Source organism: Anabaena sp. CCY 9613, from assembly GCF_963920895.1.
Taxonomy (GTDB): Bacteria; Cyanobacteriota; Cyanobacteriia; order Cyanobacteriales; family Nostocaceae; genus Cyanocohniella.
The window spans coordinates 185,680-197,451 of sequence record NZ_CAWUDE010000003.1 but is presented as its reverse complement, the minus strand read 5'-3'; the positions used below and the strand labels follow the sequence as shown (position 1 = coordinate 197,451).

Annotated in this window: 8 protein-coding genes; 5 read left to right on the top strand and 3 right to left on the bottom strand. The window is 41.8% G+C overall.

Annotated features, from left to right (window positions below):
• Nucleotides 1-185 precede the first annotated feature (185 nt).
• Nucleotides 186-932, bottom strand: coding sequence for a nucleotide exchange factor GrpE (grpE, locus tag ACM0OT_RS04645; RefSeq protein ID WP_414563415.1), 747 nt, complete (start codon nt 930-932; stop codon nt 186-188).
• A gap of 348 nt (nt 933-1,280) precedes the next feature.
• Here grpE and ACM0OT_RS04640 point away from each other — a divergent pair, with 348 nt between their 5' ends.
• From ACM0OT_RS04640 to ACM0OT_RS04625, 4 genes are all read left to right on the top strand, one after another.
• Nucleotides 1,281-3,296 carry a GspE/PulE family protein gene (locus ACM0OT_RS04640; protein WP_414563141.1) on the top strand — a complete coding sequence of 672 codons (2,016 nt, stop codon included), beginning with the start codon at nt 1,281-1,283 and terminating at the stop codon, nt 3,294-3,296.
• Nucleotides 3,297-3,366: 70 nt separating this feature from the next.
• On the top strand, nt 3,367-4,482 hold the full coding sequence (locus ACM0OT_RS04635) for a type IV pilus twitching motility protein PilT (RefSeq protein ID WP_414563140.1): 1,116 nt from the start codon (nt 3,367-3,369) through the stop codon (nt 4,480-4,482).
• 103 nt (nt 4,483-4,585) lie between these two features.
• Nucleotides 4,586-5,806, top strand: coding sequence for a type II secretion system F family protein (locus ACM0OT_RS04630; RefSeq protein WP_414563139.1), 1,221 nt, complete (start codon nt 4,586-4,588; stop codon nt 5,804-5,806).
• A gap of 202 nt (nt 5,807-6,008) precedes the next feature.
• Nucleotides 6,009-6,548: a hypothetical protein gene (locus ACM0OT_RS04625; protein WP_414563137.1), complete on the top strand. Its 540-nt coding sequence runs from the start codon at nt 6,009-6,011 to the stop codon at nt 6,546-6,548.
• A 4-nt stretch (nt 6,549-6,552) separates the two neighbouring features.
• Here the strand turns inward: ACM0OT_RS04625 and bioU are convergent, their stop codons facing one another.
• Complete coding sequence (bioU, locus tag ACM0OT_RS04620) at nt 6,553-7,557, bottom strand: (S)-8-amino-7-oxononanoate synthase BioU (protein WP_414563135.1); 1,005 nt, start codon at nt 7,555-7,557, stop codon at nt 6,553-6,555.
• Between the two features lie 232 nt (nt 7,558-7,789).
• Here bioU and ACM0OT_RS04615 point away from each other — a divergent pair, with 232 nt between their 5' ends.
• Complete coding sequence (locus tag ACM0OT_RS04615) at nt 7,790-9,259, top strand: Fic family protein (protein ID WP_414563133.1); 1,470 nt, start codon at nt 7,790-7,792, stop codon at nt 9,257-9,259.
• Between the two features lie 196 nt (nt 9,260-9,455).
• Here the strand turns inward: ACM0OT_RS04615 and ACM0OT_RS04610 are convergent, their stop codons facing one another.
• Nucleotides 9,456-11,564, bottom strand: coding sequence for a M3 family metallopeptidase (locus ACM0OT_RS04610; protein ID WP_414563132.1), 2,109 nt, complete (start codon nt 11,562-11,564; stop codon nt 9,456-9,458).
• Nucleotides 11,565-11,772 lie beyond the last annotated feature (208 nt).

Below are 11,772 nucleotides of genomic sequence, written 5' to 3'. Positions count from 1 at the left end.
AAACACGGACTGTTGTTTAAGGTTGGCTTTTTGTGAAAAAGTCGCACCCTAGATGCAAGCTGCTATCAAAAGGAGGGCTGCAAAAGTCCGGCTAACTATCAACAGCCCTATCCTTTTTGAGATATGCGATGCTTGTTCTTAATAGAACCTAGGCACTTATGGTTAATTAGGCGAGCAACGACAGGTTAACTGTCAGCTGAACTCGACTGATCTTCCTGTGCAGGTGGTGCGTCTTCCTTAGGAGCAGCCACCTTGACCATTGAATGGCGTAGCACGCGATCGCCCAAATAATATCCGCGTACTAACTCTTCTAACACTGTTCCTTCCGGATGTTCATCCGTAGGTTCCCGCATAACTGCTTCATGAAGGTTAGGATCAAAGTCTTGACCTTCTGGACGCATTGGTGATACGCCTATACGTTTGAGGCAATCCACAAGTTGTTTATAAACTCCTTGATAACTTTTGTGAATTGTCATCTCGCCATCGGTTTGTGGCTTGAGATGCGCTCGCGCCCGCTCGAAGTTATCGACTATGGGCAGCAATTCTAAAATCGTATTGCGTTTCGCCAGCACATCTAGCTCTTCTTTTTCCTTAACAGTGCGTTTACGATAATTTTCAAAATCTGCCGCAATCCTCATATATTGAGTGTTACGTTCTTCTACTTGCGCTTTTAGGGAATCGATTTGTTGAGTCAATTCTGTCAAAGCCGCCGTTTCTATTTCTGTTTTATCTGATGCAGCGACGCCATTTTCTGATGTAAGTGTCGTATCTCCCGATACATTGGTTGGGGTTGTCACTTGCTCAGTAGCCTCGCTGCCAGATTCATGGGAATTTATGTTGGCTGGGGAGTCGCTGTTCATTGCTTGCTTTACCTCTGTTGGTTCACCCAATTGTTGGCTGATATTGTTTACCTGTTTATTTTCGTCCATGATGTCTACTCGTCTCAGATTGTTTTTATGGCAATATGTCACCACAGCTTACAACTGAGGCTAATTTGTTGCTGACGTTTTTCTGAAAGTGATGTCACCATTTTCATTATTGTGACAAATGGTGAACACCTTAGCGTAGACTCCCCTGGGACGGTATTCCGAACGTGTAGGGACGAGAGCGAAAAGAGCAGGGGAAGCAAGGGGAGCAAACCCTATTCATATATATGGACATCTGGAACTTAAGCAGATCACAAATCTAAAATCTCAAGTTCAAATTGTGTGTCAATGAAAATTATTTACCCCAGCCTGGGAATACTGTAATCAGAGGTTTTCCCTACTCATTGCTCACCTATGACTTACTCGTCTCCACAACGGCGCAGTACCGCTTTAACTACAAGAACCGAGTTTTCTCCTTTTGGCAACAAGCTAGTCCAGTCTGGCTATGTCAATACCGAACAGATGCGGCAAGCGTTGATTGAAAGTCGCAAATCTGGCAGACCCCTGACAGAAGTGCTGGAGTCTCTCACCGGTCAACAACTATCACCAGAGTTCCTTAGACAGTATAAAAAACAGCAGTTATTTGAACTTAAAATATTATACGGTGTTGAGTTCCTAGATCCGGAAGTCAACAATATTGGCAATACCAGTGTAGGGAATCTCATTGAAACCCTCATACCAGCGGATATCTGTCGTCGTCATCGCTTGGTGCCATTATCCAAAAATGATGACCAAAACCCGCCCTGTGTCTTGGTGGCAATGGTCGATCCAGATAACCTCGAAGCTTCCGATGACCTTAATCGCATCCTGCGCCCCCAGGGTTTAGCTTTACAACGCATGGTAATTACCCAAGAAGATTACCAACAGCTAATTAACCAATATTTGGATGAATTGGCTGTGCGGCAAAAGCACATAGAAAAAGAAAAATTTACGGATATTAATCAAGATTTAGAAAATCTCAGTAATCTTGATCTAGACGATGCCCCAGAAGAGATGGAGGCTGATTTAGGGGCAGCAATGAAGGGTGCAGAAGATGCCCCAGTCATCAATCTTGTGAACCGAATCTTGGCTAAAGCCTTACATGAAGGGGTGTCTGATATTCACATCGAACCGCAGGAAGAAAATTTACGCATTCGGTTTCGTAAGGATGGGGTATTAAGTGAAGCTTTCGATCCCCTACCGAAAAAAATTGTGCCTGCGGTCACTGCTCGATTTAAAATCATCTCCAATCTAGACATTGCCGAACGACGCTTACCCCAAGATGGACGCATCCGGCGCATGTTTGAGGGACGTAAGGTGGATTTCCGCGTGAATACCTTACCTAGTCGCTATGGGGAAAAAATAGTACTGCGGATTTTAGATAATTCTTCCACACAATTGGGTTTGGATAAGTTAATTACTAATCCCGAAACTTTGCAGATTGTACAGGATATGGTCAGCAAGCCTTTTGGGTTGATTTTGGTGACTGGGCCCACTGGTTCTGGTAAAACCACATCACTGTATTCGGCACTGGCAGAAAAGAACTCACCGGGAATTAATATTAGTACCGTAGAAGACCCCATTGAGTACAGTTTGCCGGGGATTACCCAAGTACAGGTAATTCGGGAAAAAGGGTTAGATTTTGCTACGGCTTTGCGGGCATTTTTGCGACAAGACCCGGATGTGTTGCTAGTGGGTGAAACACGGGATAAAGAAACAGCGAAAACCGCAATTGAAGCTGCCTTAACAGGTCACTTAGTCTTAACTACTTTACACACCAACGATGCCCCTGGTGCGATCGCTCGTTTGGGAGAAATGGGTATTGAGCCGTTCATGGTTTCTAGTTCCTTAATTGGTGTGTTGGCACAACGGTTAGTCAGGCGTGTCTGTTCTGAATGTCGTATCCCTTATACTCCCACACCTGAGGAATTAGCTCGTTATGGTCTATCAGTTTCCCAAGATGTTGGCGTAACTTTTTACAAAGCTAACACGTTGACATTAGAAGATATTACGGAAGCAAAAGCCCAAAATCAACAGATTTGTCCAAAGTGTAATGGTTCTGGCTACAAGGGACGTTGTGGTGTTTATGAAGTTATGCGAGTTACGGAAAACTTGCAAACTTTAATCAACCAAGAAGCACCAACAGAACGCATCAAGGAAGTAGCCGTGGAAGAAGGTATGAAAACCTTACTGGCTTACAGTTTGGATTTAGTGCGTCAAGGTGCCACAACTCTCGAAGAAGTAGAACGGGTGACCTTTACTGATACTGGTTTGGAAGCAGAGTTAAAGGCTAAACGCAAGAGTGGTCTTACTTGTCGGACTTGTAGCGCCGAATTACAACCGGAATGGCTTGATTGTCCTTACTGTATGACACCTCGTTTTCAAGACTAAGAATTAGTCATTAGTTATTGCTTTTGACTAGGCAATTTGGATTCAACACATAAAACAAGGAATGAGAACTATGGAAATGATGATTGAAGACTTGATGGAACAAATGATTGAAATGGGTGGCTCGGATTTACATTTATCCGCAGGTTTACCCCCTTATTTTCGTATCAGTGGCAAACTCACACCTATTGGTGACGAAGTATTGAGTGCAGACCAATGCCAAAGACTGATTTTTAGTATGCTCAACAATACCCAGCGTAAAACCCTAGAGCAAACCTGGGAGTTAGATTGTTCCTATGGTGTGAAAGGTTTAGCTCGTTTCCGGGTGAATGTTTATAAAGAACGTGGTGCTTATGCTGCATGTTTGCGGGCTTTAAGTTCCAAAATTCCTAACTTTGAAAAATTAGGTTTACCAGATGTGGTGCGGGAAATGTCAGACAAACCCAGAGGATTAATTCTGGTGACAGGCCCCACAGGTTCAGGTAAAACAACTACCCTAGCGGCAATGATTGACTTAATTAACCGCACCAAAGCAGAACATATTCTGACAGTAGAAGACCCAATTGAATTTGTTTACGAACCAATAAAAAGTTTAGTTCACCAACGGCAATTGGGTGAAGATACCAAGAGTTTTGCTAATGCTTTAAAAGCAGCTTTACGGGAAGATCCAGATATTATTCTGGTGGGAGAAATGCGGGATTTAGAAACTATTTCCTTGGCTATTTCCGCAGCAGAAACAGGACATTTAGTATTTGGTACATTACACACAAGTTCGGCTGCACAGACAGTAGATCGGATTATTGACGTGTTTCCTCATGAAAAACAAACTCAGGTACGGGTGCAGTTATCTAACTCTTTAGTAGCTGTATTTAGCCAAACTTTGGTAAGTAAGAAAAATCCCAAACCTGGTGAATTTGGTCGAATAATGGCTCAAGAAATTCTCGTTGTTACTCCGGCTATTTCTAACTTGATTAGAGAAGGTAAAACATCACAAATTTATTCGGCTATCCAGACTGGTGGCAAATTGGGTATGCAAACTTTGGAGAAGGTTTTAGCTGATTTGTACAAAGCTGGAACTATTTCTTTTGAAGCAGCAATGTCTAAAACTTCTAAACCAGACGAAATTCAACGTCTTATCGGTACTGCTGCACCCCCCGCAGGTGCAAAAGGAGTTGCTAGAGCGCATTAAATTTATAGCGAGTTTTAGATTTTTCATCCTAGCCTGAAATCCCAAATTCCCACTTCCAATTTGGATGAACTTTTCCATTAGCTAATTTTGAATTACATAATTTATGCCAACATTTGTCGCCCGTATTCGGGACTCCCAAGGAAAATCCCGAAGGGAAAAAGTTGTCGCTGAATCCTTGTCACAAGCCCGTACTAATCTTAGACAGCAGGGTTTTGTGATTCAAGATTTGAAGCAGTCTCAAAGTCTTGCCAGCTTTGATTTGAAAAAGTTTCAAACGTCAATGACTAAAGTATCCGTTAAGGATAAAGCTGTCTTTTCTCGCCAATTTGCGGCTTTGGTGAATGCAGGTGTAGCGATTGTCAGAAGTTTAGGGGTACTATCCGAACAATGTAGCAATCCTAAATTAAAGCAAGCATTGATTGACATTAGTAATGATGTGCAAAGTGGAATGAATCTATCAGATTCCATGCGTAAACATCCTGACTGCTTTGATGGTTTGTATGTGAGTATGATTCAGGCCGGTGAAGTTGGCGGTGTTTTGGATGAAGTACTAAATCGTTTGGCTAAGTTGTTAGAAGATGTAGCCAGATTACAGAATCAAATCAAATCAGCTTTGTCTTATCCCGTAGTTGTGGGGTTTTTAGCAACTGCTATCTTTGTGGGTATGACTGTTTTTCTCATTCCCATTTTTGCCAATATTTTTAAAGATTTAGGAACGGAATTACCAGCACTTACCCAATTTTTAATGACGTGTAGTGAAATATTAAGAAGTTGGTGGGCTTTCGTAGTTATTGGTAGTTTCGTAGCATTTGTAACTGCTTATAAGCAATATTACAAAACACCAGTGGGTCGGATAACTATTGACCGTCTTTCTTTGAAAATGCCTTTGTTTGGTGATTTGATCCAAAAATCATCTGTTGCGCGCTTTAGTCGTACATTTGGCGCTCTGACTCGTTCAGGTGTACCCATTCTTACTTGTTTAGAAATTGTTCGAGATACATCAGGAAACCAAGTGGTTGCTAATGCCATAGATGGCGCACGTATAGACATTCAACAAGGTGGAGTGATTAGCTTGGCTTTGCAAAAAGATGAAGTGTTTCCGGCTATGGCAATTCAGATGATTAGTATCGGCGAAGAAACTGGTGAATTAGATGCGATGTTAATGAAAATTGCTGATTTCTATGAAGATGAAGTTGAACAAGCTGTTAAGGCACTAACTAGTGTTTTGGAACCACTGATGATTGTGGTTTTAGGGGGTATGGTGGGTACGATTTTGCTAGCAATGTATTTGCCTATGTTTAAAGTGTTTGAAACTTTGGGATAGGTAATGAGAATTTATGAGTTTAGAGTTAGGAGTTAAAAGTTTTTATTCCTAACTCTTAATTTATAAGTGGGGAATTTTATTTTTAGGGTATGAGGAGGACTGAAGTCCTGACTCTTCAAGTTCGTTAGTCGCTCATGGGGGAGACCCCCAAGACCGCGCTAACTCACTACAAACTTTTAATGATTTACTTATTTAGTGGGCTATGCATGTGCAAAAATCTGATTATGAAGCGAGCTTGGCAGAGTATAGCAATAATTTAGCTGCGATCGCCTTACTTAAGGAGCATCGACCATATTTAGAAATGATTCCTAGTCTGCGTCGTCCAGATGAGAGTGTAATTACCATTCCCCTGCCTATTGTCCGTCTCCGCAGTGCTACAGATTTACAGGCAACTTGTCTACCCTGTGATGTGGCAATTTTAATGTGTGATCCTGAGTGGAAAATCAAAACTGGAGTGGAAATTTTACTTTTTATTCATCGTCCCCACGAAGATTTTTCTGATTTATTAGGACGTTGGCGAAAAACTCAAGTTTTGCTGGATAAGGATTATGAGTGGTTGATGCCTCACCGCCACAATCATATTTTGAGTGAAGGGGCTAATAGTATATATCCACTATTTATACTTTTTAGTGAAACATCTGAACGTATCCAACGGGGTCTTGTGGGCGCGGAACTACCATTTATTATGCAGACGCAATGGTTGGTTGAGGAGAGTGAGGAGGGGCTAGCCTCTAGCCCCTAGCCTCTTACTTTACAAACTGGGGCATAATTTCAGCAGCAGTGAAGATGCCGTAAATACCACGCTGGTGCAATTGTTGACCAGCTTTAAGATAGCCGAAGGCGGGGCCGCAGACATTGGCTGCCATGCTGGTTTCATCTCCTAAAGTAAAGGTATGGGTGGAGATTTTACCTTCAAAGGTGCGTCCTGTTACCTTAACGTTGGTACTGAGGGGTTTTTTAGGATTACGAGTATCCACTACTCCGCCAACTGTAACGCGATCGCGTGAACAAATACCGGCAAATTCTAACATTACGTCATCGGCGTGTTCCATATTTTCTAAGGTCAGCACACCATTGGTTTTATCTAGTAGCGCTTCTACTTCTGCGTCAGTCATCGCCCTAGCTGCTTCTACTGTGTAACCAGGCATATGTCCAATGTCTTCCCGAACGGTGGCGCGGTAAGCTTCCCAGTTAGCAATCCCTACACCAAAGGTAATTTCTACTTTGTGAATTTCGGCGTAGCTTTGGGCTGCTAAAGCGGCGGCGGCGGTTAATAGTCCAGGTGTGGCACCACATCCTGTCATGTAGGTAATTCCGGCTGCTTGCAGTTCTGCTTTCATCGCCAGGAGTTGTTCTACGGCACTAGTGCGCTTAATAGCATCTACCAAAACACCCCGCCAACCGGATTGAATAAACGCTTGGGCTACCGAGGGAATAAAATCATTGGGCAGGTTGGGTAAAGCAAGGAAATACCCATCTACAGGTTGACTGGTAGCAATTAAATCTTGAATGCTGTTATTGCTTAATGTGCCAACTGGTTCTAAATAACCAACGGAACCTTGAGATTGGTAGGTTTTAATGCATTGTTCGGGATTTAAGCCTTCAGTAGAGTATGCATAGCCTTTTTGGTCTGCGGCTGCGACTAAGATCATTTCCCGTTTACCAGCTAGGACTTTAGCGGCTGCTTGTCCTAGTCCGCCGAAACCCAGGACTCCGACACGAATTGGTTGGTTTGTTGGTTGTGTGTTCATAATTCACTGTCTTGGTTGATAGCTATGAAGATTAATTATGCTGTATTTTTATGGGTATTCAGGTTTAAAGATTGTGTTAAATTTGAAATAAATAAGACTATGATATTTTTATCATAATAAATATTATTGTAATAATATTTATTATGTGTGCTTTCCAAACATTATTACTTTAAATTGCAATATCTTATTCTGATAAGACCATATAAATTTGTAAAATTTCAGATATTTCTTTATGCAGTGGCAACCGATAGAGGACTTACCATTAAACTGGAAAAATTTAGCTAGTGTAGAGCTACCCCCTTTAGTAACTGTTTGGAATGAACAAGCAGAGCGTCTCCGTTCCTCTGGAGAATTTAGAACCTTCATGGACAGGTTACGTCGAGAAATTGCTATCGAAACTGGAATTATTGAAAGATTATATACACTAGACCGAGGAATCACTCGCTTATTAATTGAACAAGGAATCAATGAGGCTCTAATTCCTCATGGAGCAACAGATCGCCCAATTCGGCAAGTTATATCTCTTATTCAAGATCAAGAAGCAGCTATCGAAGGGTTATTTGATTTTGTAGGTGGACAAAGAACTTTATCCACTTTTTACATCAAACAGTTACATCAACTTCTAACTCAAAATCAAGATAGTACAGAAGCTAAAACATCTACAGGACAAATTATTCGTGTTCCTCTTATACGAGGTGATTGGAAGCTACGTCCTAATAATCCAGAAAGACCTGATGGCTCAATACATGAATATTGCCCTCCAGAACAGGTTGCATCGGAAATGGATAATTTAATTCAATTGCATGATCAACACCGAATACAAAAAATTCCTCCTGAAGTTGAAGCAGCATGGTTACATCATCGTTTCACACAAATTCATCCTTTTCAGGATGGCAATGGTCGAGTTGCTCGATGCCTTGCTAGTTTAGTTTTTATGCAAGCTGGATGGTTTCCGTTAGCTTTGACTAGAGACGATAGAGCAGCTTATATCGCCGCTTCAGAGTTTGCAGATCAAGGTAATTTATCCGACTTGATTAATCTGTTTGCTAAGAGCCAAAAACAAGCATTTATTCGTAGTCTTGGTTTATCTGAACAAATTTTATCAGAAACGCGACGTGTTCAAGCTGTTATTGCTTCTATAGCCGATAAAATTAAGCAAAACCAATCAGCTACTATTGAGGATCGCTGTCAAAAAGTTGAAGGATTTGCTGCAAATTTGTTTGAAGTTGCATCTGAGCGTTTACAAAATATTGCAAATGAAATTAAATTATCTGTTCAAAATTTAGTAGATGATGCTCAAATTTTTACACGTATATCTCCCGCTAGTGATACTAAATCATATTATCATCGTTTCCAAGTAGTGGAAACAGCCAAACAATTAGGCTACTTTGCTAATCTTCGCCCATATCACAGTTGGATACAGTTGGTTATTGATATCGATGTAGAATCAACAACAACTATTCTGCTTTCATTTCATGTTCTTGGACATGAATATCGTGGATTACTTGCATGTTCAGCTTGTGCATACCACAGAGATAATACCGAAGAGGGTGAAAGAAATATCAGTGATATACAGTCTTTAACAGATTCTCTATTTCAGTTTTCCTATGCTGATGAAGAAAGTAGTCTTAATGAGCGTTTTAAGCAATGGTTAGAAGATGTTATTGTAACTGGTCTAGAATATTGGAATAACAGTGTTTAAATTGGTTTAATTTCACATTTTTTTCAATCAAAGCATCCATTACACAGCATATAACTGTTGATTCATACTAATTCTGGATGAAGAACTAATTGAAGTGTTTGGTTTTTCTTTATTCCTAGCCTCAGAGGAATAACTATTGGGAGGTAAAGCCTCCCAAAATTGCAGTCAGAACCACAATGCTACTTTGCGAAAATCGTTAAGCTGCGGTTGGCAATAAACCAGTATGCTTGAGTAACGAAACCGTACTAGGTTGACGACCTCGGAAAGATTGAAACACCTCCATAGGATGTTTGCTACCACCAAGCGCTAAAACTGTATCCCGATAGCGTCTACCTGTAGCTTTTATCGCCTCTTCATTTTCTAAACCAGCTTCTTCAAAAGCGGCAAACGCATCAGCACTTAGTACCTCAGCCCATTTGTAGCTGTAGTAACCTGCGGCATAACCCCCACCAAAAATGTGTCCAAAAGCACACAAAAACGCGTCTTCTGGTAAGGGTTGTAATACTGTAGTAGTTTTGGCAATACGATGACGCACATCTGTGACAGTTTCACCCTGACCAGGGCGATAACGATAGTGTAGTTCCAAATCAACACTGCTAAAGTGGATTTGTCGCAAGGTGACACTACCACTCATATAGTTGCGTGCCGCTAGGAGTTTTTGATAATAATGCTCCGGTAGGGGTTCACCAGTTTCATAATGCTTCGCCATGCCAAACAACGTGGGTCGTTCGTAGCACCAGTTTTCCATGAACTGACTGGGTAGTTCTACAGCGTCCCATTCTACATTATTGATGCCTGCTGCCCCGGTATAGTCTACCTTGGTCAACATGTGATGCAAGCCATGACCAAATTCATGAAATAAAGTTTCTACTTCATAAAATGTCATTAAACTCGGCTTACCATCTACTGGGGGAGTTTGGTTACATACCAAATACGCCACAGGTAAACGGATAGCAGTCACACCATTGTCAGTGATTTTGCTGCGATTAATACACACATCCATCCAAGCACCACCGCGCTTTTCGGCTGGACGGCTGTAGGGGTCTAAGTAGAAGTAGGCTAGGGGACTACCCGTTTCATCGGCAATTTTAAAATAGCGCACATCTTCATACCAAACTGGAGCTTCACCGTCAGCAGGAGTGACAATAACACCAAATAGCCGCTTCACCAGTCCAAATAAGCCATCTAAAACTTGCGGTAGGGGAAAGTAAGGACGTAATTCTTCGGCGGTGAAGGCAAATTTTTCTTCCCGTTGGCGTTCTGCCCAAAAGCTGGTATCCCAGTGTTGTAAATCTTGGGCTTCTGGTGCTTGCTTATGAGCAGCAAAGGCTTTGAGTGCTTCTAAGTCTTTCACAGCCGCATCATAACTAGCACTGCGGAGTTCTTCTAATAATGCTTCTACTGCTGCAACATTGGGAGCCATTTTACTAGCTAGGCTCAATTGGGCATAATTTTCAAAGCCTAGTAATTGGGCTAGTTCTCGCCGCAATTCTAAAATCCGCTCAATTAATGGCTGATTATCAAACTCACCTGATGAAGCACGAGTTATGTAAGCTTTGTAGATTTTTTCGCGCAAATCACGGCGGGTGCTGTGTTGCATGAATGGGCCATAGCTAGGAAAGTCTAAAGTAATGCGCCAAGGGCCATTTTCTGGGGTGGCGTTTTCTGCTCCCGCAGCACGGGCAGCTTGTGCGGATAGACTTAGTAAGCTATCGGGTAAGCCGTCAACTTCTGCTTTACTTGTCAGGGTTAAGCTATAGGCTGTAGTAGCATCTAAAACATGGTTAGAAAACTTGGTGGAAAGTTCTGCCAATTCCATTTGGATGGCGTTGAAACGCTCTCTGGCATCTCCTTTTAAGCCAACACCCGAAAGTTCAGCATCTCTAATAGCAGCGTCCACAATTCGCTGTTGGGCTGATTCTAAAGTAGCCCAGTTATCACTGGCACGGAGTTCCTTGAGAGCATTGTAGATGGGTTGGCTTTGACCAAGTTTGTTGATAAACTGCACTACTTGTGGTTGTACAGCTTCATAAGCTTCACGCAATTCTGGGCTATTCTTCACACCCATTAAATGGCTCACTATACCCCAACTCCAGTTCAGCCGCTCTGTCAGCTTTTCTAGTGGTTCCACTAAACCGCTCCAAGTAGGCTGGATATTAGCTTCCAAGATGGTTAGTTTCTGCTCAAGTTCTGCCAATAGTTCGGAGAAAGCTGGTACTACTTGCTCTGGAAAAATTTCTTGGAAGGGAGGTAAGCCAGAACCTTTGAGGAGAGGATTTTGAGAAATAGTGACATTTGCACTCATGGTTTTGTGTGAGTCGCCTATAAATATATTTATGTATCTGCTTCTTCTAATGTAGCGATCGCAGCCGTATTTAGCTGTGGCAGAATACCGTAATGTCAGGAAAAAGTAACTTTTATTTTCCCATTATCAACAAAGCCTGATGAACTTTACCAAAAAATCAAAGAACATTGTCGGGTAAATTATACAGTCAGGGGTAAGTTTCCAGGGA

What these genes read in the sequence shown, in the direction of transcription:
- ACM0OT_RS04615 (WP_414563133.1), top strand. Translation starts at nt 7,790, where the DNA reads ATGCAGTGGCAACCGATAGAGGACTTACCATTAAACTGGAAAAATTTA.
- ACM0OT_RS04610 (WP_414563132.1), bottom strand. Translation starts at nt 11,564, where the DNA reads ATGAGTGCAAATGTCACTATTTCTCAAAATCCTCTCCTCAAAGGTTCT.
- ACM0OT_RS04625 (WP_414563137.1), top strand. Translation starts at nt 6,009, where the DNA reads ATGCATGTGCAAAAATCTGATTATGAAGCGAGCTTGGCAGAGTATAGC.
- ACM0OT_RS04630 (WP_414563139.1), top strand. Translation starts at nt 4,586, where the DNA reads ATGCCAACATTTGTCGCCCGTATTCGGGACTCCCAAGGAAAATCCCGA.
- bioU (WP_414563135.1), bottom strand. Translation starts at nt 7,557, where the DNA reads ATGAACACACAACCAACAAACCAACCAATTCGTGTCGGAGTCCTGGGT.
- ACM0OT_RS04640 (WP_414563141.1), top strand. Translation starts at nt 1,281, where the DNA reads ATGACTTACTCGTCTCCACAACGGCGCAGTACCGCTTTAACTACAAGA.
- ACM0OT_RS04635 (WP_414563140.1), top strand. Translation starts at nt 3,367, where the DNA reads ATGGAAATGATGATTGAAGACTTGATGGAACAAATGATTGAAATGGGT.